General features: G+C 69.6%; 15 protein-coding genes and 2 rRNA genes. 2 read left to right on the top strand and 15 right to left on the bottom strand.

Annotated features, from left to right (window positions below; genetic code table 11):
• Window positions 1–83 precede the first annotated feature (83 nt).
• From B1H29_RS22370 to B1H29_RS22355, 3 genes are all read right to left on the bottom strand, one after another.
• Window positions 84–3,205, bottom strand: a 23S ribosomal RNA gene (locus tag B1H29_RS22370).
• 313 nt (window positions 3,206–3,518) lie between these two features.
• A 16S ribosomal RNA gene (locus B1H29_RS22365) occupies window positions 3,519–5,045 on the bottom strand.
• The 16S and 23S rRNA genes sit together here, the layout of an rRNA operon.
• A 555-nt stretch (window positions 5,046–5,600) precedes the next feature.
• Window positions 5,601–6,608, bottom strand: a complete 1,008-nt coding sequence (locus tag B1H29_RS22355) for a stage II sporulation protein M (RefSeq protein WP_055417241.1) — start codon at window positions 6,606–6,608, stop codon at window positions 5,601–5,603.
• Window positions 6,609–6,734: 126 nt separating this feature from the next.
• Between B1H29_RS22355 and B1H29_RS22350 the strand changes: the two genes are divergently transcribed.
• Window positions 6,735–7,718: an RDD family protein gene (locus tag B1H29_RS22350; RefSeq protein WP_055417242.1), complete on the top strand. Its 984-nt coding sequence runs from the start codon at window positions 6,735–6,737 to the stop codon at window positions 7,716–7,718.
• Between the two features lie 58 nt (window positions 7,719–7,776).
• Here the strand turns inward: B1H29_RS22350 and B1H29_RS22345 are convergent, their stop codons facing one another.
• The 9 genes from B1H29_RS22345 to B1H29_RS22305 all read right to left on the bottom strand — a co-directional run bounded on the left by B1H29_RS22345 (window position 7,777) and on the right by B1H29_RS22305 (window position 18,024).
• Window positions 7,777–8,391 carry a hypothetical protein gene (locus tag B1H29_RS22345; protein WP_055417243.1) on the bottom strand — a complete coding sequence of 205 codons (615 nt, stop codon included), beginning with the start codon at window positions 8,389–8,391 and terminating at the stop codon, window positions 7,777–7,779.
• A 161-nt stretch (window positions 8,392–8,552) separates the two neighbouring features.
• Window positions 8,553–10,010, bottom strand: a complete 1,458-nt coding sequence (ahcY, locus tag B1H29_RS22340; protein ID WP_055417244.1) for an adenosylhomocysteinase — start codon at window positions 10,008–10,010, stop codon at window positions 8,553–8,555.
• Between the two features lie 339 nt (window positions 10,011–10,349).
• A complete protein-coding gene (locus tag B1H29_RS22335) occupies window positions 10,350–11,330 on the bottom strand; it encodes a cation diffusion facilitator family transporter (RefSeq protein ID WP_055417245.1) in 981 nt (326 codons plus the stop codon).
• Between the two features lie 163 nt (window positions 11,331–11,493).
• Complete coding sequence (manA, locus tag B1H29_RS22330; RefSeq protein ID WP_055417246.1) at window positions 11,494–12,645, bottom strand: mannose-6-phosphate isomerase, class I; 1,152 nt, start codon at window positions 12,643–12,645, stop codon at window positions 11,494–11,496.
• A 53-nt stretch (window positions 12,646–12,698) separates the two neighbouring features.
• Window positions 12,699–13,826 (bottom strand): SIS domain-containing protein, encoded by a 1,128-nt coding sequence (locus tag B1H29_RS22325; protein ID WP_055417247.1) that lies wholly within the window; start codon window positions 13,824–13,826, stop codon window positions 12,699–12,701.
• Window positions 13,827–14,007: 181 nt separating this feature from the next.
• A complete protein-coding gene (locus B1H29_RS22320) occupies window positions 14,008–14,178 on the bottom strand; it encodes a Trm112 family protein (protein WP_079160392.1) in 171 nt (56 codons plus the stop codon).
• A 183-nt stretch (window positions 14,179–14,361) separates the two neighbouring features.
• Entirely contained in the window at window positions 14,362–15,726 is a 1,365-nt protein-coding gene (locus B1H29_RS22315; RefSeq protein ID WP_055417248.1) for a phosphomannomutase/phosphoglucomutase, read from the bottom strand.
• 79 nt (window positions 15,727–15,805) lie between these two features.
• Window positions 15,806–17,422: an L-lactate permease gene (locus B1H29_RS22310; RefSeq protein WP_055417764.1), complete on the bottom strand. Its 1,617-nt coding sequence runs from the start codon at window positions 17,420–17,422 to the stop codon at window positions 15,806–15,808.
• Window positions 17,423–17,601: 179 nt separating this feature from the next.
• The gene (locus B1H29_RS22305) at window positions 17,602–18,024 is read right to left on the bottom strand and encodes a DUF3499 domain-containing protein (RefSeq protein WP_055417249.1); all 423 of its coding nucleotides are present in this window, start codon (window positions 18,022–18,024) and stop codon (window positions 17,602–17,604) included.
• A gap of 294 nt (window positions 18,025–18,318) precedes the next feature.
• Between B1H29_RS22305 and B1H29_RS22300 the strand changes: the two genes are divergently transcribed.
• Window positions 18,319–18,780 carry a metallopeptidase family protein gene (locus tag B1H29_RS22300; protein ID WP_167392611.1) on the top strand — a complete coding sequence of 154 codons (462 nt, stop codon included), beginning with the start codon at window positions 18,319–18,321 and terminating at the stop codon, window positions 18,778–18,780.
• 126 nt (window positions 18,781–18,906) lie between these two features.
• Here B1H29_RS22300 and B1H29_RS22295 read toward each other — a convergent pair whose 3' ends face one another.
• The 3 genes from B1H29_RS22295 to B1H29_RS22285 all read right to left on the bottom strand — a co-directional run bounded on the left by B1H29_RS22295 (window position 18,907) and on the right by B1H29_RS22285 (window position 24,760).
• Window positions 18,907–20,388 carry a DUF5719 family protein gene (locus B1H29_RS22295; RefSeq protein ID WP_055417251.1) on the bottom strand — a complete coding sequence of 494 codons (1,482 nt, stop codon included), beginning with the start codon at window positions 20,386–20,388 and terminating at the stop codon, window positions 18,907–18,909.
• A complete protein-coding gene (locus B1H29_RS22290; protein WP_079160391.1) occupies window positions 20,385–24,188 on the bottom strand; it encodes a glycosyltransferase family 2 protein in 3,804 nt (1,267 codons plus the stop codon). Before B1H29_RS22290 ends, B1H29_RS22295 begins: the two co-directional genes overlap by 4 nt.
• Before the next feature lie 308 nt (window positions 24,189–24,496).
• Window positions 24,497–24,760, bottom strand: coding sequence for a WhiB family transcriptional regulator (locus B1H29_RS22285; protein WP_055417253.1), 264 nt, complete (start codon window positions 24,758–24,760; stop codon window positions 24,497–24,499).
• Between the last annotated feature and the right edge of the window lie 120 nt (window positions 24,761–24,880).

Below are 24,880 nucleotides of genomic sequence, written 5' to 3'. Positions count from 1 at the left end.
TATGAAACAGACAACCAACCCGGTGACCAACACAGGTCTGATTGTTCGTGGTTTCAGAACCAACACAGTGGACGCGAGCAACTGAGGACAAGCCCTCGGCCTATTAGTACCGGTCACCTCCACACCTTGCGGTGCTTCCAGATCCGGCCTATCAACCCAGTCGTCTACTGGGAGCCTTAACCCCTCAAGGGGGTGGGAGTCCTCATCTCGAAGCAGGCTTCCCGCTTAGATGCTTTCAGCGGTTATCCCTCCCGAACGTAGCCAACCAGCCATGCCCTTGGCAGGACAACTGGCACACCAGAGGTTCGTCCGTCCCGGTCCTCTCGTACTAGGGACAGCCCTTCTCAAGACTCCTACGCGCACAGCGGATAGGGACCGAACTGTCTCACGACGTTCTAAACCCAGCTCGCGTACCGCTTTAATGGGCGAACAGCCCAACCCTTGGGACCGACTCCAGCCCCAGGATGCGACGAGCCGACATCGAGGTGCCAAACCATCCCGTCGATATGGACTCTTGGGGAAGATCAGCCTGTTATCCCCGGGGTACCTTTTATCCGTTGAGCGACGGCGCTTCCACAAGCCACCGCCGGATCACTAGTCCCGACTTTCGTCCCTGCTCGACCCGTCGGTCTCACAGTCAAGCTCCCTTGTGCACTTACACTCAACACCTGATTGCCAACCAGGCTGAGGGAACCTTTGGGCGCCTCCGTTACTCTTTAGGAGGCAACCGCCCCAGTTAAACTACCCATCAGACACTGTCCCTGATCCGGATCACGGACCCAGGTTAGACATCCAGCACGACCAGACTGGTATTTCAACGACGACTCCCCCTGAACTGGCGTCCAGAGTTCACAGTCTCCCAGCTATCCTACACAAGCCGAACCGAACACCAATATCAAACTGTAGTAAAGGTCCCGGGGTCTTTCCGTCCTGCTGCGCGAAACGAGCATCTTTACTCGTAGTGCAATTTCACCGGGCCTATGGTTGAGACAGTCGAGAAGTCGTTACGCCATTCGTGCAGGTCGGAACTTACCCGACAAGGAATTTCGCTACCTTAGGATGGTTATAGTTACCACCGCCGTTTACTGGCGCTTAAGTTCTCAGCTTCGCCCCACCGAAATGGAGCTAACCGGTCCCCTTAACGTTCCAGCACCGGGCAGGCGTCAGTCCGTATACATCGCCTTACGGCTTCGCACGGACCTGTGTTTTTAGTAAACAGTCGCTTCTCGCTGGTCTCTGCGGCCACCCCCAGCTCAGACAGTAAATGTCATCACCAGGAATGGCCCCCCTTCTCCCGAAGTTACGGGGGCATTTTGCCGAGTTCCTTAACCATAGTTCACCCGAACGCCTCGGTATTCTCTACCTGACCACCTGAGTCGGTTTAGGGTACGGGCCGCCATGAAACTCGCTAGAGGCTTTTCTCGACAGCATAGGATCATCCACTTCACCACAATCGGCTCGGCATCAGGTCTCAGCCACATGTGCGACGGATTTACCTACCGCACGGCCTACACCCTTACCCCGGGACAACCACCGCCCGGGATGGACTACCTTCCTGCGTCACCCCATCACTCACCTACTAACCGCTTGGTCCGGCGGCTCCACCACTTTCCTTTCCCCGAAGGGTCCGGAACGGCTTCACGGCCTTAGCATCACGATGCTCGATGTTTGACGCTTCACAGCGGGTACCGGAATATCAACCGGTTATCCATCGACTACGCCTGTCGGCCTCGCCTTAGGTCCCGACTTACCCTGGGCAGATCAGCTTGACCCAGGAACCCTTAGTCAATCGGCGCAAACGTTTCTCACGTTTGTATCGCTACTCATGCCTGCATTCTCACTCGTGAACCGTCCACAACTCGCTTCCGCGGCTGCTTCACCCGGCACACGACGCTCCCCTACCCATCACAGCCGGCGTTGGCCGTATTGCTGCAATGACACGACTTCGGCGGTACGCTTGAGCCCCGCTACATTGTCGGCGCGGAATCACTAGACCAGTGAGCTATTACGCACTCTTTCAAGGGTGGCTGCTTCTAAGCCAACCTCCTGGTTGTCTGTGCGACTCCACATCCTTTCCCACTTAGCGTACGCTTAGGGGCCTTAGTCGATGCTCTGGGCTGTTTCCCTCTCGACCATGGAGCTTATCCCCCACAGTCTCACTGCCGCGCTCTCACTTACCGGCATTCGGAGTTTGGCTAAGGTCAGTAACCCGGTAGGGCCCATCGCCTATCCAGTGCTCTACCTCCGGCAAGAAACACACGACGCTGCACCTAAATGCATTTCGGGGAGAACCAGCTATCACGGAGTTTGATTGGCCTTTCACCCCTAACCACAGGTCATCCCCCAGGTTTTCAACCCTGGTGGGTTCGGTCCTCCACGACCTCTTACAGCCGCTTCAACCTGCCCATGGCTAGATCACTCCGCTTCGGGTCTTGAGCGTGCTACTGAACCGCCCTGTTCGGACTCGCTTTCGCTACGGCTTCCCCACTCGGGTTAACCTCGCAACACACCGCAAACTCGCAGGCTCATTCTTCAAAAGGCACGCAGTCACGAGACACCAAGCAAGCTTGATGTCCGACGCTCCCACGGCTTGTAGGCACACGGTTTCAGGTACTATTTCACTCCGCTCCCGCGGTACTTTTCACCATTCCCTCACGGTACTATCCGCTATCGGTCACCAGGGAATATTTAGGCTTAGCGGGTGGTCCCGCCAGATTCACACGGGATTTCTCGGGCCCCGTGCTACTTGGGTGTCTCTCAAACGAGCCGCTGATGTTTCGACTACGGGGGTCTTACCCTCTACGCCGGACCTTTCGCATGTCCTTCGCCTACATCAACGGTTTCTGACTCGTCCCACGGCCGGCAGACCGTGGAAGAGAGATCCCACAACCCCGCACACGCAACCCCTGCCGGGTCTCACACGTATACGGTTTGGCCTCATCCGGTTTCGCTCGCCACTACTCCCGGAATCACGGTTGTTTTCTCTTCCTGCGGGTACTGAGATGTTTCACTTCCCCGCGTTCCCTCCACACTGCCTATGTGTTCAGCAGCGGGTGACAGCCCATGACGACTGCCGGGTTTCCCCATTCGGAAACCCCCGGATCAAAGTCTGGTTGACGACTCCCCGGGGACTATCGTGGCCTCCCACGTCCTTCATCGGTTCCTGGTGCCAAGGCATCCACCGTGCGCCCTTAAAAACTTGGCCACAGATGCTCGCGTCCACTGTGCAGTTCTCAAACAACGACCAACCACCCATCACCCCGGGAGACTCCCGAGTGCACTGGGGCCGGCACTGAAGGCAGCCATACGGCCGTACCCTCAGACACCCAACAGCGTGCCCGGCCAAGTCCCGTCCGGTGATCATGCGTTCCACGCTCCGAAGAGCAGTACTGGCAGCCACCGGCCCGAGTCCGGACCGAATAGTCAACGTTCCACCCATGAGCAACCAGCATCAGACATTCGCCGATGTACTGGCCTCTGACCGTGTCCCGAAGGACCCGGTAAGAAGTGCTCCTTAGAAAGGAGGTGATCCAGCCGCACCTTCCGGTACGGCTACCTTGTTACGACTTCGTCCCAATCGCCAGTCCCACCTTCGACAGCTCCCTCCCACAAGGGGTTGGGCCACCGGCTTCGGGTGTTACCGACTTTCGTGACGTGACGGGCGGTGTGTACAAGGCCCGGGAACGTATTCACCGCAGCAATGCTGATCTGCGATTACTAGCGACTCCGACTTCATGGGGTCGAGTTGCAGACCCCAATCCGAACTGAGACCGGCTTTTTGAGATTCGCTCCACCTCGCGGTATCGCAGCTCATTGTACCGGCCATTGTAGCACGTGTGCAGCCCAAGACATAAGGGGCATGATGACTTGACGTCGTCCCCACCTTCCTCCGAGTTGACCCCGGCGGTCTCCCGTGAGTCCCCAACACCCCGAAGGGCTTGCTGGCAACACGGGACAAGGGTTGCGCTCGTTGCGGGACTTAACCCAACATCTCACGACACGAGCTGACGACAGCCATGCACCACCTGTACACCGACCACAAGGGGGCGACCATCTCTGGCCGTTTCCGGTGTATGTCAAGCCTTGGTAAGGTTCTTCGCGTTGCGTCGAATTAAGCCACATGCTCCGCCGCTTGTGCGGGCCCCCGTCAATTCCTTTGAGTTTTAGCCTTGCGGCCGTACTCCCCAGGCGGGGCACTTAATGCGTTAGCTGCGGCACGGACAACGTGGAATGTTGCCCACACCTAGTGCCCACCGTTTACGGCGTGGACTACCAGGGTATCTAATCCTGTTCGCTCCCCACGCTTTCGCTCCTCAGCGTCAGTATCGGCCCAGAGATCCGCCTTCGCCACCGGTGTTCCTCCTGATATCTGCGCATTTCACCGCTACACCAGGAATTCCGATCTCCCCTACCGAACTCTAGCCTGCCCGTATCGACTGCAGACCCGGGGTTAAGCCCCGGGCTTTCACAACCGACGTGACAAGCCGCCTACGAGCTCTTTACGCCCAATAATTCCGGACAACGCTTGCGCCCTACGTATTACCGCGGCTGCTGGCACGTAGTTAGCCGGCGCTTCTTCTGCAGGTACCGTCACTTTCGCTTCTTCCCTGCTGAAAGAGGTTTACAACCCGAAGGCCGTCATCCCTCACGCGGCGTCGCTGCATCAGGCTTTCGCCCATTGTGCAATATTCCCCACTGCTGCCTCCCGTAGGAGTCTGGGCCGTGTCTCAGTCCCAGTGTGGCCGGTCGCCCTCTCAGGCCGGCTACCCGTCGTCGCCTTGGTGAGCCATTACCTCACCAACTAGCTGATAGGCCGCGGGCTCATCCTGCACCGCCGGAGCTTTCGACCCTCACAGATGCCCGTGAGGATCAGTATCCGGTATTAGACCCCGTTTCCAGGGCTTGTCCCAGAGTGCAGGGCAGATTGCCCACGTGTTACTCACCCGTTCGCCACTAATCCCCACCGAAGTGGTTCATCGTTCGACTTGCATGTGTTAAGCACGCCGCCAGCGTTCGTCCTGAGCCAGGATCAAACTCTCCGTGAATGCTTTACATCACGGGAGCGGAACAGTCGGAGGAATAATCCGACCGTTCACAGCGTCCTCGCTGTTGTGTTTCAAAGGAACCTCAACCCGATCAGTGATCCGATCAGGTCGGGGTATCAACATATCTGGCGTTGACTTTTGGCACGCTGTTGAGTTCTCAAGGAACGGACGCTTCCTTTGTACTCACCCGAGAGACTCTCTCAGGCTTTCCTCCGGGCGCTTCCCTTCGGTCTTGCGTTTCCGACTCTATCAGATCTTTCCGATCCGATTTCCTCGGTGCTTTCCAGGTTCCCGCTTTCGCGCTTCCCTTTCCGGCGGTTCCGACTTTATCAGAAGTTCGGAGCCGGTCTGACCGGCCGTTCATTTCCGATTCATCGGGAGAGTGCTTCGTCGAATTCAATGATCCGGGAGGAAGCAGATAGATTCTAGCGGTTGCCTTGCTGGGGTGAACCCATCTCCGGGCAACTGTTTGAATCTACCTCCCCGCTCGCTCCGTGTCAACGGCTCTTGCGGGAACGAAGAGGACACTAGCAGCTCACCGGGGGCGGATGCACATCAGGCCGCCGTCGGCACGGTGGCGCTGCGCTCGGCCGCCTCGACGTCGCCCGTGTCGCCGGCGCGCACCGCACGTCCGCCGAGAACGTAGACGTACGTGAGGAAGGCCAGCTCGGCGACGACTCCGATGGTGATGCGGGCCCAGGTGGGCAGGCCGGACGGGGTGACGAAGCCTTCGATCGCCCCGGAGAGGAACAGGACCAGGGCGAGGCCGATCGCCATGCCGAGGGCGGCTCGTCCCTCCTCGGCGAGGGCGGTGCGCCGCGTGCGCGGGCCCGGGTCGACGAGGGTCCAGCCGAGTCGCAGACCGGTGCCCGCGGCCACGAAGACCGCGGTCAGCTCGAGCAGACCGTGGGGCAGAACCAGCCCGAGGAAGGTGTCGAGGCGGCCGGCCGACGACATCAGCCCGAAGCCGACGCCGAGGTTGAGCATGTTCTGGAACAGGATCCAGATGACGGGCAGTCCCAGGAAGACGCCGAGGATCAGGCAGAGCGCGGCGGCCCACGCGTTGTTCGTCCAGACCTGTGCGGCGAAGGAGGCCGCGGGGTGGCTCGAGTAGTACGTCTCGTACTGGCCGCCGGGACGGGTGAGCTCGCGCAGTTCACTGGGGGCCGCGATGGTGGCCTGCACCTCCGGGTGGGTGCCGATCCACCATCCCAGGAGCGCGGCGACGGCCGTCGACAGGAGTGCGGTGGGAACCCACCAGTGACGTGCCCGGTAGACGGCCGCCGGGAACTGATGGGTCAGGAAGCGGGTGACGTCGCGCCAGGAGGCCCGGCGGGTTCCGGTTACGGCACTGCGCGCGCGTGCGACCAGTTGGCTGAGCCGTCCGGTCAGTTGCGGGTCGGGCGCGCTGGACTGGATCAGGGACAGGTGGGTGGCCGTGCGCTGGTAGAGGGTGACGAGTTCGTCGGTCTCGGCGCCGGTCAGTCGGCGCCGGCGCCGGAGCAGGTCGTCGAGGCGGTCCCACTCCGCTCGGTGGGCGGAGACGAAGACGTCGAGGTCCATCGGTGTGCCTGCTCCTCGGCTATCGTCGGCGGCTCGTCGTGGATCAGCTTGTCGTACTGCGGCGCGGTGCGTCCTCAGCTTGGCAGACTGGCGGGGACGGGGGCAGTGAAGGGAAGGGCGGCGGGCGTGAGTGAGCTGGTGACGGGCGAGGCGGTGGCGCTGGAGCTGCGCCCCGCGAGGCTGCCCAGCAGGGCCCTGGCCGTCCTGCTCGATCTGGCGGTGGCCGTGGCCGTCTATGTGGCGGTGACCGTCGCTCTGGTGGCGTCCACCGCCTCCTTGGACATGGCGGCGCAGACCGCGTTGTCGATCGCGGCCTTCGTTCTCGTGCTGGTGGGCGGGCCGATCGCGGTGGAGACGCTGAGCCATGGGCGCTCGCTCGGCAAGATGGCGTGCGGCCTGCGCGTGGTCCGGGACGACGGCGGGCCGATCCGGTTCCGGCACTCTCTGGTGCGGGGCTTGATCGGGGTGATCGAGATCCTGATGACGTTCGGCGTCGTCGCGTGTGTCGCTTCGCTGGTGTCGGCGCGGGGTCGGCGGCTCGGTGATGTGTTCGCGGGGACGCTGGTCGTCCGGGAACGGGTGCCGGTCTCTCCGGCGGGCTTCGTGCCGCCGCCTCCGCCCTGGCTGGCGGGGCGGTTCGCGGGGCTCGATCTGTCCGCGGTGCCCGACGACCTGTGGCTTGCCGTCCGTCAGTACCTGACGCGAATGGGAGAGCTGGATCCCCGGGTCGGCTGGGCCATGTCGGAGCGGCTCGCCGCCGATGTGGCGGCTCGTACGGGTGCGCCGGTGCCGCCGGAGGTTCCGCCGGCCGCGTATCTGGCGGCGGTGATGCGGGAGCGGCAGGTACGGGAGGCCCGCCGGGCGTTCGGTGGCGGGCCCGCGGCCGGGTGGCCCGCGGCGGGGACGCCCCTGACTCCTCCTTCGCCGGCTTCCTCTGTGACGCCGCCGGTGCGGCCGCCTGCGCTGCCGCCTGCGCTGCCGCCCGAGGTGCCTCCCGTGGTGCCGCCCGTGGTGCCGCCGACCCCGCCTCCGCACGGAGAGCGGCCACAGGTGCCCCGGGAGGCACCGTCGGACGGACGCACCGGCACCGGTTTCGTGCCGCCGGCGTAGGCGGGACACGCCACGACCGGACGGTCCCGCGGCGCTCGGCCCGCGAGGTCACCGTCGCTCACGGGAACACGGACGGCGGTGACTCCAGGTCCTCCAACTCGATGCCGGGGGCGGCGAGGACGACGTCGCCGGCGATGTGCACGGAGTGCTGTTCGCCCGTGTCCAGGGCTGTGACCTGGTACTCGTCCACGGTGAGGGGGCCGTTGTCAGTGGCGTGTGCTTCTGTGTTGAGCAAGGCCCAGGACTGGTCCACGGTGCGGGGGGCGAGGACCGGGTCCGTGAGGGCGACGAGGCGTACGCGGGTGGCCGATGCGGAAGGGGTGAGGCGCAGGAGACGGGTGATGGCGACGAGGAAGGCCGGGGAGGTGCCGGTGAAGGCGTGGGCGCGCGCGTTGCCTTCGGTGGCGTGGACTCCGCTGGGATCCGTGCGGACCCAGGTGACGCCGTCGATGGCCGCGCCGCGCACTTGCCAGCTCGCGGCGTGGAGTTCGAGACGGATGGGGCGGCCGAGTTCGTCCAGGGCGAGGTCGACGGAGCCGTGATGGTCTCCGGTGGGTGTGGTCAGCCGGGAGACGTAGCGCCAGCCGGAGGGGCCGGGGGCGCACTGGAAGTGTTCTTCCGCGAGGGGGGTGTGATCGTGCGGATCGTGGAGCGAATAACGGCCGCGGGGCATGGTGGTCCTGAGTGGTGACGGGCTGCTGGTCCGGCCGCTGAGGCGCCAACGGGGCAGGCCCCCGGCACGGGGGTGCGGGGGCCTGTCTCGGAGGAGCCGGCAGTCGGTCGGGGGGCGTTCGTGCTCGGACGCTTTCCCCGCCGACCGCCGCGCGGGCTTGCTCAGTAGCGGTAGTGGTCAGCCTTGTACGGGCCCTCGACCTTGACGCCGATGTAGTCGGCCTGCTCCGGGCGGAGCGTGGTCAGCTTGACGCCGAGGGCGTCGAGGTGGAGACGGGCGACCTTCTCGTCGAGGTGCTTGGGCAGCACGTAGACGTCGGTCGGGTACTCGTCGGGCTTGGTGAACAGCTCGATCTGGGCCAGGGTCTGGTCCGCGAACGAGTTGGACATCACGAACGACGGGTGACCGGTCGCGTTGCCCAGGTTCAGCAGGCGGCCCTCGGACAGCACGATGAGGACCTTGCCGTCGGGGAAGGTCCAGGTGTGGACCTGCGGCTTGACCTCGTCCTTGACGATGCCGGGGATCTTCGCGAGGCCGGCCATGTCGATCTCGTTGTCGAAGTGGCCGATGTTGCCGATGATCGCCTGGTGCTTCATCTTGGCCATGTCCGCGGCCATGATGATGTCCTTGTTGCCCGTCGTGGTGACGAAGATGTCGGCCTTGTCGACGACCTCGTCAAGCGTCGTGACCTGGTAGCCGTCCATCGCCGCCTGCAGGGCGCAGATCGGGTCGATCTCGGTGATGATCACCCGGGCGCCCTGACCGCGCAGGGACTCCGCGCAGCCCTTGCCCACGTCGCCGTAGCCACAGACGACGGCGGTCTTGCCGCCGATCAGGACGTCGGTGGCGCGGTTGATGCCGTCGATCAGGGAGTGGCGGCAGCCGTACTTGTTGTCGAACTTCGACTTGGTCACCGCGTCGTTGACGTTGATCGCCGGGAACAGCAGGGTGCCGTCGCGGTGCATCTCGTACAGGCGGTGGACGCCGGTCGTCGTCTCCTCGGTGACGCCGCGGATCTCGGACGCCAGTTGGGTCCACTTCTGCGGGCTCTCGCTCACCGTGCGGGTGAGGAGTTCGAGGATGACGCGGTGCTCGTCGGACTCGGCGGTGTCGACCGAGGGGACCTTGCCGTCCTTCTCGTACTCGACGCCCTTGTGGACGAGGAGGGTGGCGTCACCACCGTCGTCCAGGATCATGTTCGGGCCGCCGGTGGGGGTGTTCGGCCAGGTCAGCGCCTGCTCCGTGCACCACCAGTACTCTTCGAGCGACTCGCCCTTCCAGGCGAAGACCGGGACGCCCTGCGGGTTGTCGGGCGTGCCGTTCGGGCCGACGGCGATGGCGGCCGCGGCGTGGTCCTGGGTGGAGAAGATGTTGCAGGAGGCCCAGCGGACCTCGGCGCCCAGGGCGACGAGGGTCTCGATGAGTACGGCGGTCTGCACGGTCATGTGCAGGGAGCCGGTGACGCGGGCGCCGGCGAGCGGCTGGGCCTCGGCGTACTCCTTGCGGATCGCCATCAGGCCCGGCATCTCGTGCTCGGCGAGGGTGATCTCCTTGCGGCCGAACGCGGCCAGGGAGAGGTCGGCGACCTTGAAGTCCTGTCGGTTGTCGACAGTCGTCATTGCGAGCTGCTCCTCGGGTTGGGTCGAGGTGGGTACGGCTGACATCTGCGCGGCGGCGGACACAGGGGTGCCCCTAGGAGGACACAGGCATGCCCGCGTGCGCGCAGCGCAGTCCGTCGGAGGCCCTCTCTCCCTCGGCCGGTCCGTGCGGGACCGCCCGACCGCCATCAGCAGCGACGTCTGGCTCCGTCCCAAGCTACACCGCACGTGCCCGCCGTCCCCAGTCCGCCTCCGAACACTTCCGGACGTTCACGAAGCGTGACCGGGCGCGCCGGGGTGGAAGCCGACGGGGCCCGCCGAAGGGATCGGCGGGCCCCGTGGGTGTGCGAGGTGCGGGTGTCAGTGGGCGGCAGGGGGTGTGGCCGGGCCGCCGGGGGTCGCCTCGCGGTCCGGGCCCTTGGTCGCCTCGGACTCGCTGTAGATGTCCGGCTCCAGGTAGATGACCCGGGCGATCGGGACGGCCTCGCGGATACGGACCTCGGCGGCGTCGATGGCGGAGGCGATCTCGGTGGCCGTGCCGTCGTGCCGGACGGCGATCTTGGCGGCGACGAGCAGCTCCTCGGGGCCGATGTGGAGCGTGCGCATGTGGATGACGCCGGTGACCGTGTCGCCGGCGACGATCGCGGCCTCGATCTGCTGGACCGCCTCGATGCCCGCGGCCTCGCCGAGCAGCAGGGACTTGGTCTCGACGGCCAGGACCAGCGCGATCACGATGAGCAGCACGCCGATGCACAGGGTGCCGATGCCGTCCCAGACGCCGTCACCGGTGAGCAGGGCCAGGCTGACGCCTCCAAGGGCGAGGATCAGGCCGACGAGTGCGCCGAGGTCCTCCAGGAGGACGACCGGCAGTTCGGGGGCCTTGGCGTGGCGGACGAACTCCTTCCAGGACTTCTTCCCGCGCAGGGTGTTGGACTCCTTGATGGCGGTCCGGAAGGAGAAGGTCTCGGCGATGATCGCGAAGACCAGGACGCCCACGGGCCAGTACCAGTGCTCGATCTCGTGCGGGTGCTTGATCTTCTCGTAGCCCTCGTAGAGGGCGAACATGCCGCCGACCGAGAAGAGCACGATGGAGACGAGGAAGGCGTAGATGTAGCGCTCGCGGCCGTAGCCGAACGGGTGCTGAGGGGTGGCCTCGCGCTTGGCGCGCTTGCCGCCGAGGAGCAGGAGTCCCTGGTTGCCGGAGTCGGCGAGGGAGTGCACGGACTCCGCGAGCATCGACGACGATCCGCTGAAGATGAACGCCACGAATTTCGCTACCGCGATCGAGAGGTTGGCGAGCAGTGCCGCCACGATCGCCTTGGTTCCGCCTGACGCGCTCATGTGTCGCGTTGTCCCTTCGCCTTCGTCTGCTTCGTCTGCGTCCGTACGCCGGTGAGGGCCCGGCCGGTCCCCCGGCTTCGCCCCTGCTCGGCGGTGCGCCATTGTTGCAGCCCGCGCGGGCCCAAGGTGCCGGATGCCCCGTCGTACGTCCCTCAGACCTGCGTCACACGCGCACGGTGGCCCGGAAGAGCGTGCCGCTCCCGGACACTTCCGCCCTGTCGTCCGCCGGTACGAAGACGGAGTGGCCGGGGGTCAGTCCGTGTTCGCCCGCGCGTACGGCGCCGGCCGTGCAGAGCAGGATCTGCGGGGTGGGCAGGGTGAGGTCGTGGACGCCGGTGCCTTCGGGAAGGACGTACCGGGACAGGCGGAACTCGTCGATCGGGGTGTCGTAGACCTCTTCGCCGTCGGGGGACGCCTCCGGGCGGAGGACGCCCGGGTCGCCGGCCTCGAAGCGGACGACGCGCAGCAGTTCGGGGACGTCGACGTGCTTGGGGGTCAGGCCGCAGCGCAGGACGTTGTCGGAGTTGGCCATGATCTCGACGCCGAGGCCGTCGAGGTAGGCGTGCGGGATGCCGGCGCCGAGGTACAGGGCCTCGCCGGGCTGGAGGCGGACGTGGTTGAGCAGCATCGCGGCGAGGACGCCGGGGTCGCCCGGGTAGTGGTGGGCGATGCCGGCGTAGGGCGCGTAGGCGCCGCCGAGGCGCTCGCAGGCGGCCGCGGTCTCGGTGACCGTGCGGGACATCTCCTCGGGGTCGGCCGTGAGGACCGCGGTGAGGACCTCGCGCAGGGCGGCGTCCTCGGGGTGTGCGCGCAGCAGGTCGACGTAGGGCTTGAGGGAGGCGATGCCCAGGCCGTCGAGGAGGTCGGCCGTCCCGGCGGGGGCGCGGAAGCCGCACAGGCCGTCGAACTCGGTGAGGGCGCAGATCAGTTCGGGCTTGTGGTTGGCATCCTTGTAGTTGCGGTGCGGGGCGTCCAGGGGGACACCGCGGCGCTCCTCGTCCTCGTAGCCCTGCCGGGCCTGGGACAGGTCGGGGTGGACCTGGAGGGAGAGCGGGGCGCCGGCGGCGAGGAGCTTGAGGAGGAAGGGCAGCCGGGGGCCGAACCTGGCCACGGAGGCCGCGCCCAGTTCCTTCCCGGGGTCGGCGTCGACGACGTCGGCGAGGGTGCCCCGGCCGGTGCGGGAGGGGGCGCCGGGATGGGCTCCCAGCCACATCTCCGCCTGCGGTTCGCCGGTCGGCTCGGTCCCCAGCAGGCGCGGGATCGCGGTGGTGGAACCCCAGGCGTAGGGGCGGACGGTGTTGTCGAGGCGGTCCATGGGCTCTCTCTGCCGGTGCGTGTCCTGGTACGTGGGAGATGGTGCGTACGGGATCAGGCGCCCGAGGCGAGCGCCAGGTAAACGGCGGCGAAATCCGTGATGGCGATCAGTTCCGCGAGGGTTTCCAGTTCACCGCCGGCTTCCGGTTCCAGCTCGCTGACCGGCGTGTCGTGGCCGAGCGCCAGGTCACGGGCGCCCGGGGCGGCGGTGAGGCCGCCGCTGGGGCGGTCGCGGAGGAGCACCACGCGCGCGTGCAGGGCGGGTGCCTCCTCGACGCGGTCGCGGAAGAAGTCGTCGGGGTCGGCGCCCGCGGCGAGACGGCCGGCGAGCAGGGCACCGTGCGCGGCGAGTGCCTCGGGCAGTTCGGCGACGACGGCCGGAGTGCCGGACAGTTCGGCGAGCGCGGCGGCGAAGCGCCGGCCGGCCGGTCCGGCCGAGGTGCCCTCGGTCCAGACGACCGGCAGGGAGTCGGCCAGTTCGGCCGCCAGGGTCTTGGCCGGGTTGCTGTAGGTCACGATGGCGGGCCCGCAGCGCTCGGCGATGAGGTCGAGGCGGTCGGCGACCTTCTCGATGGCCTCGGGCGGCGCGTCGAGCAGGGCGGTGCGGTCCAGCAGCGCGAGGAGCGGGGTGAGCAGCGCCCACAGGACGCCGGGGGCGGCGCCGGCGAGGGGCTCGTCGTGGTCGTAGGGGGCGGTCGCCATCGGGATGAACAGGCCGTGCGAGGTGTTCACCGACTCGCTGAGCGGGGAACGGGCGGGAGCGACGGCGACCACCGTGCAGCCCCGGCGGTAGGCCTGTTCGGCGAGCAGGGCGAGGCCCGGCTCGGTGCCGTCGGGGGTGGCGATCAGCAGGAGGTCGACGGAGCCGGCCCAGCCGGGCAGTTCCCAGCGCAGGGCGCCCGCGGCCGGGGCGACGCCGGTGGGGGCGAGGCGGGTGACGGGGCTGCCGGCGCCGGCGAGGGTGCCGAGGAGGTCGGCGGCCTGGGTCGCGGCGGCACCGGGGCCGGCGATCAGGACGGCGCGCGGTCGCCCGTCCGGCTTGAGGCTGGGGACGCCTGCCTCGGCTGCGTGCCGGGCGGCGGTGCGTACGCGGGCGCCGGCCTCGGCGGCGCCGCGCAGCAGGCCGCGGCGGTCTGCCTCGGTGAGGCGCTCCGGGGCGTCGAGCAGCGATTCGTCGAGCATGGCGGCAGTCTCCGATCGCCGGATGCGTTCGTTCGGGTGCGTGGTCGCCCGGCCGTGGGGCGGCCGTCGGATACCGGTGCGCGTGGTCGCCCGGCCGTGCGGCGGCCGTCGGTCACTCCGGCCGACGGGCCTCGGTCACTCCGGCCGACGGGCCTCGGTCACTCGGGGCGGCGAGTTTCGGTCACTCGGGGCGGCGGGCCTCGTCGACGAGGAGGACGGGGATGTCGTCGCGGACCGGGTACGCCAGGCCGCAGTCCTGACCGGTGCAGACCAGCTCGGTGTCCTGCTCCTCGAGGGGGGAGTGGCAGGCCGGGCAGGCGAGGATCTCCAGGAGGCCGGCTTCGAGCGGCATGGGGGTTCCCTTCGGGGGCGGTTCGGCTTGTGCGGATGTGCTGGTCAGGGTACCGCCGGTGGGGGCCCGGTGTAGGTGCGGCGCCTCCATGGCCCCGCCGGGGCCGGGGCCCGCCCCCGGAACCCCCGGCCCCTGCCCGCCACCCGACCCGGTCGGCCGGAGGCGGGCGGGCCGCCGGCTCCCTCACGCCCGGATGATCGCCAGTGCCTCGTCCCGCACCTTCGTCATCGTCGCCTCGTCCCGCGCCTCCGCGTTCAGGCGCAGCAGCGGCTCGGTGTTGGAGGGGCGGACGTTGAACCACCAGTCGGCCGCCGTGACGGTGAGGCCGTCCAGCTCGTCCAGGGTGACGTCGTCGCGGCCCTCGTACGCGGCCCGGACGGCGGCGAGGCGGGCCGCCTGGTCGGCGACGGTGGAGTTGATCTCGCCGGAGCCGGCGTAGCGGTCGTACTGGGCGACCAGGTCGGACAGCGGGCCCTGCTGGCCGCCGAGGGCGGCGAGGACGTGGAGGGCGGCCAGCATGCCGGTGTCGGCGTTCCAGAAGTCGCGGAAGTAGTAGTGCGCGGAGTGCTCGCCGCCGAAGATGGCGCCGGTCCGGGCCATCTCGGCCTTGATGAAGGAGTGGCCCACGCGCGTGCGTGCCGGGGTGCCGCCGTTCTCCTTCACGACCTCCGGCACGGACCAGGAGGTGATCAGGTTGTGGATGACCGTGCCCTTGCCGCCGTTGCGGGCGAGTTCGCGGGCGGCCACGAGCGCGGTGACGGCGGACGGGGAGACCGGGTCGCCGTTCTGGTCGACGACGAAGCAGCGGTCGGCGTCGCCGTCGAAGGCGAGGCCGAGGTCGGCGCCCTCCTCGCGGACGCGTCGTTGCAGGTCGACGAGGTTGGCCGGGTCGAGCGGGTTGGCCTCGTGGTTGGGGAAGGTGCCGTCCAGTTCGAAGTACATCGGCACGAGGTCGAGGGGCAGGCCGGCGAAGACCGAGGGAACGGTGTGGCCGCCCATGCCGTTGCCCGCGTCGACGACGACCTTGAGGGGGCGGATGGTGCCGAGGTCGACGAGGGAGCGCAGGTGGGCCGCGTAGTCGGCGAGCGTGTCGCGCCGGGTGAGGGTGCCCGGCCGGGGCGAGGGCTCCGGGGCGCCGGAGGCGCTCCACCGCTCCACCAGCCCGCGGATCTCGGCGAGGCCAGTGTCCTGGCCGACGGGGGCGGCGCCCGCACGGCACAGCTTGATGCCGTTGTACCGGGCCGGGTTGTGCGAGGCCGTGAACATGGCGCCCGGCAGGTCGAGCGCGCCGGAGGCGTAGTAGAGCTGGTCGGTGGAGCACAGGCCGATCTCGGTGACGTCGGCGCCGCGGGCCGCCGCTCCGCGCGCGAAGGCGCCGGACAGGCCGGGGGACGAGGGCCGCATGTCGTGACCGGTCACGATGGCGCCCGCGCCGGTCAGTTGGACGAAGGCCGCGCCGAACAGCTCGGCCAGCGACTCGTCCCACTGGTCCGGGACCACACCGCGTACGTCGTACGCCTTCACGATCTGCGACAGATCAGCAGCCACGGCCAACCTTCCTGAAAGTCCTGTCGGAGCCCACAAACTACCCGTAGCCACCGATCGGGCGTCGGGCGGTCGCCGAAGGTCAGGGCAGCATCCAGCCCAGGACCACCGTGGACTGCCCGACGACGATCAGGCACATCACCAGCAGCAGGCCCAGGCTCCAGGGCAGCACCTTGCGCAGCAGGTCGCCCTCGCGGCCCGCGAGTCCGACGGCCGCGCAGGCGATGGTGAGGTTCTGCGGGGAGATCATCTTGCCGAGGACGCCGCCCGAGCTGTTGGCTGCGGCGAGCAGCTCGGGCGACAGGCCCGACTCCCGCGCGGCGGTCACCTGGAGGGCGCCGAAGAGCGCGTTGGCCGAGGTGTCGGAGCCGGAGACGGCGACGCCGAACCAGCCGAGCACGGGCGACAGGAACGCGAGTCCGGCGCCGGCCGCCGCGACGAAGTGGCCGATGGTGGCGGCCTGTCCGGAGAGGTTCATGACGTAGGCGAGGGCCAGCACGGAGGTCACGGTGAGGATCGCGAACCGCAGTTCGTGCACCGTCGCGAGCCACTCCTTGACCGCCACGCGCGCGTGCACGCCGAGGACGACGGCCGTGGCCAGGCCGGCGAACAGCACGAGCGTGCCGCCGGTGGAGACGACCGGCAGGGAGAGGACGTTGCCGCCGACCGGGTTCCCCCCGGGGCCGGTGACGTCCAGGAACGGCCAGTCGTACGTCTGGGTCGCCCGGGCCAGCCAGTCCTTGACCGCCGGGATCTGCGCCACGGAGAAGACGGCGACGATCAGCGCGTACGGCGCGTACGCGCGCAGGACCTCCCGGCCGGGGTCCGGCTCGTCCAGTTCCTCGCTGCGTACGCCGGTCAGCACGGACGCCCGTACGGGCTCGGCGGCGGGCCTGCGGGACCGCGGTACGGCGACCAGGGCACCGGCGCCCAGGAGTGCGGCGGCGATGTCGGCGAGCTGGGCGGAGACGTAGTTGGAGGCGACGAACTGGGCGACGGCGAAGGCGACGCCGCAGGCCATCGCGGGCACCCAGGTCTCGCGCAGCCCGCGCCGCCCGTCGACGAGCCCGACCAGCAGCAGCGGGACGACGAGGGCCAGCAGGGGCGTCTGGCGGCCCACCACGGAGGCGACGTCGTCCAGCGGCAGCCCGGTGACCTGGGCCAGCGTCACCACGGGGGTGCCCATCGCGCCGAAGGCGACCGGTGCGGTGTTGGCGACCAGCGACACGACCGCCGCGCGCACCGGGTCGAAGCCGAGGGCCACGAGCATGACCGAGCAGATCGCGACGGGCGCCCCGAACCCGGCGAGGGCCTCCAGCAGGGCGCCGAAGCAGAAGGCGACGACGAGGGCCTGGATGCGCGGGTCGTCGGACAGCCGCCCGAAGGAGCGGCGCAGGATGTCGAAGTGCCGGGTGCGGACGGTCATCCGGTAGACCCACAGGGCGTTCACGACGATCCACAGGATGGGGAAGATCCCGAACACGGCGCCCTGGACGGCGCTGGAGGCCGTCTGGTCCAGCGGCATGCCGTAGGCGAGCCAGGCGACGAGTACGGCCGCCAGGAGGCCAGTGAGGCCCGCCAGGTGCGCCTTCATACGGACGCCGCCCAGCAGGACGAGGACGATCACCAGGGGCAGGGCCGCCACCAGGGCGGACAGGCCGAGTGAACCGGCGACGGGTTCCAGTTCCTGGACGTACACGGGCGCCTCCCCGGATTCCGCCATGCGAAAGCGGTTTCTCACTGCTTCCGGAATGGTCGTGTCCGCGACAAGGTGGCGTCAATGGGTGTGCGGCAACGGATGACGGCGGAAGTGGCCGAGGTGGCCAGGGGGATCGAGGTGGCCGGGGTGGGCCAGGTGGCCGGGGTGGTTGAGGTGACTCAGTTGTCCGGCGAGCGCAGGACGCGCAGGTGACCGCGGCGCGCGACCTCCATGGGGTCGGCCGTCCGCCGACCGCCACCGGCCTCGGCCGCCCGGTCCTGGGGGCGGGCCGCCTCGCGGACCGCGTTGGCGAGCGCTTCCAGGTCGTCGCCGCTGGGGCGGGCCGGTGCCGAGCCGTCGAGAAGGCGGACGACCTCCCAGCCGCGCGGGGCGGTGAGGCGCTCGGAGTGCTCGGCGCACAGGTCGTAGCAGTGGGGTTCGGCGTAGGTGGCGAGCGGGCCGAGGACCGCGGTCGAGTCGGCGTAGACGTACGTCAGCGTCGCGACGGCGGGACGGCCGCAGGCGGTGCGCGAACAGCGACGTACAGGGCTCACGATGTTGGACGGTACCGCACTCTTGAGCGGGCCGCGAAGACTCTCCACCGGGTCACACCACCGTGTCGTGGTGTGAAACGCCCCACACTGCCCTGTGAGCACACCTCTTTGACCTGCCCGGACGTCGGATTCCGAGATGCCGGACAACTCCTGAAGCGGTCGCGAACCGATACGAACAGCGACATTTGCCGTGAGTTCGACGGTCGCGAAGCGATACGGAATCGAGCCCAACCTTGGCCGGAATGGTCATCCGGCGACATGCCGTACGAGGTGCTCCGGCGCTGTCCGGTGCGCGTGTGCGGTCCGGCGCGGAGCGTCGGCGGGGACTACCCTTCAGCAGTGATGGACAACCCCCTGACGCCCCGTGCCGCGGGCCGCCCAGGCCCCCGCCGTCGTGATCGCCACGGCCGGGGCATGCGCGGCCCGATCGCACCCCCGCAGGTACCGCTCGCCGCGAGCCGCGGCGAGGTGTTCGCGGACCTGGTGCAGGACTCGGTGGAGCGCCTGGAGCGGCGGTGGCCGCAGCTCGCCGACATCGATTTCCTCGTCCTGGACGTGCCGAGGCTGGAGGGGGCCGCCGGCGCCGGGGAGGCGTGGGACGACGAGGCGGTGCCGCTCGGGGGGACGGTGCCCTCGCGGGACGGGCGGCGGGGGCGGGTGGTCGTGTACCGGCGGCCGGTCGAGATCCGGACGAAGGGGCGGGACGAGCGGGCCGCGCTCGTGCACGAGGTCGTCGTCGAGCAGGTGGCGGAGTTGCTGGGGCTGACGCCGGAGACGGTGGATCCCCGGTACGGGGAGGACTGAGAGGCGGGGCCGTCCACGGGGCGCCCCGGGCCGCGTGCACGGTCCGGTGCTCGCCCTGCGCCCGGTGCGGGGCGGCGGCCGGGCCGGTCGGACCGGTCCCGCCGCCTCCGTGGGAGCGACGGGTCGCTACCTCTGCAGTACCGACAGGTCCTCGTCCGCGTTCGGTACCGAGACCGTTCCCCGGTCGTCGGAGAGGGTCTGGACGGTGAAGGACGCCACGTCGTCGTCCTGGCCGGTCAGGGTGCGGGACGCGTGGACCGGGCCGCCCGAGACGGTCTCGACCGTCAGCGCGTAGGTGCCCTCGAGGCCGGCGGGGACCGGTGCCTCGACGTTCTGCGTCGTGCCGCCCTTGATCGTGTACGTCTCGGACGCCGGCGTACCGCCCTTGGTGCCGGCCGACGCCGTGATCCTGACCTTCGCGGCCTCTGTGGTGGCGGCCAGGGACAGTGTCGTGCTCTTGGCCCGGTTGTCCGCGGCCGTCGCGCGCGCGCCGACCGGGTCGGCGGCGGGAATGAACGCCGACTCCTGTTCGCCGCCCTTGCCCCGCACGACCCGGACCGCCGCCACGACCGGCACGGACCCGCCGGTCGGCGTCAGCACCAGCGAGCCCGCCTCGCCGCGCGTGATCTCGCCGAGGTCGACGCCCGTCGTCATGCCCGCGTTGACGTGCACCGTCTCGTGCCCCGCGGGCGTGATCGGACCGGACGGCGAGGCGAGCCGCACCTTCAGGTCGGCATCGGTGCCACCGGGCGTGAAGAGCACCAGGCGTACGGCCGTGGCGTCCTTGGGGATGCCCGGCAGTACGAGGCTGCTCGCCGGGTCCGCGGCCGCGGGCAGCCAGTCGCCGCCGGTCTTGTCGTCCAGGGCCTGCACCGCGGCCCCGACCCGTCCGCTGCGCACGCCGACGTGCACGGTGACGTCGGTCTGCTCCACGTCGCTGAGCGTGGACAGCAGGAGGGACTCACTGGCGTGCGGCGGCACGGTGATGCCCTCCCCCAGGGTGGACTTCAGGGCTCCGTCCTTGCCGTAGAGCTCGATGTCGACGACTGCCGCCGAGTCGTCGGGGTTCGTCAGGTGCACGTAGTCGGTGCGGCCACTGGCGGTGCTGGCCCCCGGGAACCAGAACTCCGTGTCCGGGGCGGTGCAGTTGACGCCCTGCAGCCCCCGGCCCGTCCCGGCGGCCACCTCCGTGGTCTGCTGCACCGTCCAGCCGGGCGCGTAACTGCCCTCCGCGGTGCCCACCAGCGCCGGCGTGCCGGCGCCGGAGGTCTGGCCGGTGACCGGTGTGCCGGGCGCCTTGGGCTCCAGGACGGGCTTCCCGGTCTTCTCACCGGTCTCCTTCCCGCCCTTGGCGGTGCCGGCCGCCAGAGCGGCCCCGCCCTTCTCCTCGGCGCCCTTCGTGACGGGCGTGAAGGACGTGTACGTCGTCTCGGCGAGGTCGGAGGTGCTGGGCGCCGGGCACAGCAGGCTGGTGCGCTCCACGGGCAGCCGCGCGGCCGGCTGGGAGGTGTCCGCGCCGGTGGCCTCCGGTGTGGACACGGCCGCGAATCCGGTGATCGCGGCGAGCGCGGTCACGCCGGCGAACAGGGACAGGGTGGTGCGCTTCACTGCTGGCTCCCGTCGGGACGCTCACTGCCCGTGCCGTGGGGGTGGTGGGGCTGGGAAGGGTCGTACGGCGTGTCGTATCCGCCCTGGCCGTACGACTGGTCGTAGGCGGGGTCGTACGTGCCGGCCTGGGACGGGTCGCCGTAGGCGTAGGGGTCGTACTGACCCGCCTCGTACTGACCCGCCTCGTACTGACCCGCCTCGTGCTGACCGGCCTCGTGTTGTCCGGCCTCGTACCGGCCGGCCTGGCCGCCCTGGTAGGCGTCCGCCGGGTACTGCTGCTGTCCGTACGTGCCCGGGTCGTACTGCCGTGCGCCCTGGTGCTGCTCGCCGCCGTACGTGCCGTAGGAGTCGTACCCGGCACCGGCGTACCCCGCCGGGTCCCACTCGCCGTACGTCGGCTGCTGCGGGACCGGCACGGGTGTCTCCGCGGGCGGGCCGGCCGCTTCGGAGGCGTCCGCGGCTCCGGTCGCCGGCTCGCTTCCCGCTCCGGCTCCCGCCTCGGCCTCGGCCTCCGCCTGGGCGCGCAGCCGCCGGGCCCGGCGGCCTTCGCCCTCGACGGCATCGGCGGGGACGAGCGGCTCGTCGGGCAGGTCGTCGTCGACGTCGCGGCGCCTGCCGGGCAGGGCGAGCACGACCAGGACGACCGCGAGGAGGCCCTGGGCCCACAGCCACGCGGTGTGGGTGAACGGATCGTCGTAGGTGACGTCCAGCTTTCCGCCGGAGGCGGGGAGTTCGAAGCCCTGCGCCCAGCCGTCGACCGTGGTGCGGGTGAGCAGCTTGCCGTCCAGGGTGGCCGTCCAGCCCTCGGCGGCGGTGTCGGCGAGGCGCAGCACGCGGCCGTCGGAGCCGGACGGGATCTCGGTGTGGATCTCGACGGGTCCGGCCGCGACGGGCCGCGGCTCACCGGCGTCGGTACCCGAGTCGTCACCGGACACGATGGTCGCGCGCGCGACCTCCTGGTCCACCCGCCACAGTCCGCTGCCGTCCTGCTGGCTGAGCCGGCTCAGGCCGGGCGTGGCGTCCAGGACGCGGGTGACCTCGCGGGGGGCGCCCTGGTGCACGAGGACGTAGCGCACGGCGAAGCCGCCGAGCTGGTCGGCCTGGTCGGCGCCGGAGCCGGCCACCAGGTTGGCGACGATCTTGTCGAGTCCGCTGTTCCCGCCGTCCCGGGCGGCCAGTTCGCCGTCGCCGAGGCGGGCGCCGGAGCCGCGGACCAGCGTGTAGCTCACATGGGTCGCGGAGTCGCTGTCGAGGACGAGGGTGCGGGCCTGGTCGCGGGTGCGGCTCTCCTCGGCGACGAACGCCGGCACCTGGACGGGGTCACGTCGCTCCAGAGGGCCGTCGGCGCCCCCGATCATCCAGCCGGTGGCGGCGATCAGCGGGCCGACGGCCGAGGCGAGGGCGATCAGGGCGGCGACCGGCTGGCGCCAGCCGAAGCTCTGCTCGGCCACGCGCGAGCGTGCCCCGTCGGCACCGAGGGTCGCGGCGGACAGCAGGGCGATGCCGTAGACGAGGGTGGCGGGGCCGGCCCAGGCGGAGCGGTTGGAGAGGACCGCGAAGACCAGCGCGACCAGGGCCACGGCCCAGGCCGTGCGGATGCCCAACTGCCGTTCCGAGCGCAGCAGAGCGGCCAGGGCGGCCAGCACGATGCCCATGAGGACCAGCCCGCCGACCGTGCCGGGGCCACCGGGGCTGGCCCCGAGCAGGTCGAGGGCGGAGGCCGCCGACGAGCCGTACTCCAGTCCGGCCTCGTCGAAGAAGCCGAACGGGAGCAGCGACAGCGACCAGGGCGCGAGCAGCAGCAGGGGGGTGCCGAGCTGGGCGAGGAAGCGCAGCCCGTATGCCGTGATGTCGCCCCTGCGCAGGGCCAGGACGCCGACGCCGAGGAGCAGCGCGATGGGCCACACGACGGGCGTGAAGGCGGTGGTGATCGTCAGCAGCAGCGCGTACGCCCAGGTGGCGCGCCAGTTGCCACGGGCGCCGGACGAGCTCGTCAGGCCGGCCGCGGCGGCGCCCGCGCGCGCGATGAGCGGCAGCAGCACGACGAGGACGGCGGTGCCGATGCGGCCGCCGGCGAGCGCTCCGGTGGCGGCGGGCAGGAAGGCGTAGGCGACGGCCGCCCAGGCGCGCAGCAGCCGGGAGGTGACGAGCGGGCGGGAGGCGAAGTACGCGGTGACGCCGGCCAGGGGCACCGAGCAGACCAGCAGCAGGGTGACGGCCAGTCCGGTGGAGCCCAGCAGTACGGACGCGAGCGTGGCGACGACCGCGAGGTAGGGCGGTGCGGAGGCGGTGCCGCCGGTGCCCACCGTGTGCCACGCGTCCACGTACCGCGACCACAGCTCGCCGGCGCCGGCCGGGGCGGGCAGCAGCGCGCCGCCCGCCAGGGCACCGCCGCCGAGGAGTGCGCGGCAGGCGGCCAGGGAGACGAGCAGCAGGACGAGGAAGAGCACCGGGCCGGGCTTGCGGGCGATGCGCTTGAGACGGGCGAACTGCTCGATCTCCAGGAAGTCGGCGTCGTCGCCGCCGGGTCCGGACTCGATGCCGCCGCCGTGCCGTCCGGCGCCGGTCGCGGTCTCGGCGTCGGAGCTGCCGACGAGGTTGCCCGCGACCTGTTCGACGGTGACGCGGATGGTCGCGCCGGGAGGCGGGAACAGGGGACGCAGTTCGTCCTTCTCGACCTGCGGGCGGCCGCGTTCACGCCGTCCGGCGATGATGCGTTCGGGGCGCAGCAGGACACCGAGCAGGCCGCGGATCTCGTCGACGGCCTGTCCGGGGACCTTGCCGACGAGATAGGCGAGGGTGCGCAGCAGGGTGCCCACGACGACGCGCAGCAGCACCCAGGGCAGGGCGGCGGTACGGACGTTGACGAGGAGGGTGTGGACGGCGCCGGCCTTGTCCACCTTGTGCGGGGAGGCGGTGGTGCGGCCCGCGCAGTCGACGGCGCGGCGTTCGCGCGATGCTGCCTCGGCGTGGCGTACGACCGCCTCTGGGGCGACGAGGACGCGGAGGCCGGCGGCGTGCGCGCGCCAGCACAGGTCGACGTCGTCGCGCATCAGGGGCAGCCGGCGGTCGAACCCGCCGAGCCGCTCGAAGACGTCACGCCGGATCAGCATGCCCGCGGTGGACACCGACAGGACGGACCGGACGTGGTCGTGCTGGCCCTGGTCCTGCTCCCGGCGGTCGAGGCCGGTCCAGCGGCGGCCGGAGTTGGCGATGGAGACGCCGACCTCCAGCAGTTGCCGGCGGTCGTACCAGCCGCGGAGTTTGGGGCCCACGACGGCGACGTCGTCGCGGCCGAGTTCGTACTCGTTGTCCACGACGCGCAGGAGCTGGGCCAGGGCGTCCGGTTCGGGGGCGCAGTCGTCGTGCAGCAGCCAAAGCCACTGCACCGGCTCTCCGTGGGGAAGCTCCGGCAGGTCGTAGGAGTCGTCGCGCCAGGTGCGCGTGACGGGGTCCCAGCCGCTGGGCCGCCTCAGGTACGCGAGGTCGTCCGGGGTGAGGACGGGGGCGGTGCGGGCGGCCTCCTCGACGGCCTGGCCGAAGCCGGTGCGCCGGGCGAGGTGGAGCACGCGGTCGTCGCCGAGGGCGTCGGTGACCAGCCGGGCGGAGTCGTCGGCGCTGCCGGTGTCGGCGGCCACGGCGTACTGGACGGGGCGCTCCTGGCCGAGCAGCCCGGCGAGCGCGTCGGGCAGCCAACGGGCTCCGTCGTGGGCGACGAGGACCGCGGTCACGACATGACGCGGGAACTCAGGTGCGGCAGCGAGGTCTTGCTGGGCTGCCGTGTGGCTGTGCACGGACATCGAGGTACGGGCCCCGGTTCGGTGGACTGCGGTGGACGCCCGTGCCTGTTGGGGGTGGCGGAGCGTCTCGGACGAGCGCCCACACTATCGGCTGGACACGACGGCGGCCCGCCGCCTGTGGACAACCCGCCTGCGAGGGGCCGTTCCCGCCGATTGCGCCGTTCCTGCCGATCCTGCCGATCTCACCGATTGCGCGGGTCCCACCGATTGCGCTGGTCCCGCCGATCCCACCGATTGCTGGTCCCGCCGATCCCGTCGGTGTCCGGCCGGACGTGTCCCGGGCGTACCCGGTACGGACGCGCGGCGGGTCAGACGGCGGCCTTCTTCAGCCGGCGGCGCTCCCGCTCGGACAGGCCGCCCCAGATGCCGAAGCGCTCGTCGTTGGCGAGGGCGTACTCGAGGCACTCGGAGCGGACCTCGCAGGCGAGGCAGACCTTCTTGGCCTCCCGGGTGGAGCCGCCCTTCTCGGGGAAGAAGGACTCGGGGTCGGTCTGGGCGCACAGTGCGTGCTCCTGCCAGCCGAGCTCCTCGTCCGCGTCGTCGACCAGCAGTTGCTGCACCAGCTCGGTCATGTGCGCCCCTCGTCTGTCTTTCGCGTCCCCGTGATCTAGCCGTTACCGATTCCGGCTGAACGACACGAGTGAAATTACAAGTGTGCTGCTCCGGGCGAGTCAAGCCGGGATCTGCTATTG

Origin of the sequence: Streptomyces pactum (genome assembly GCF_002005225.1) — a bacterium.
GTDB lineage: Bacteria > Actinomycetota > Actinomycetes > Streptomycetales > Streptomycetaceae > Streptomyces > Streptomyces pactum_A.
This window is presented reverse-complemented; position numbering and strand designations above follow the sequence as displayed.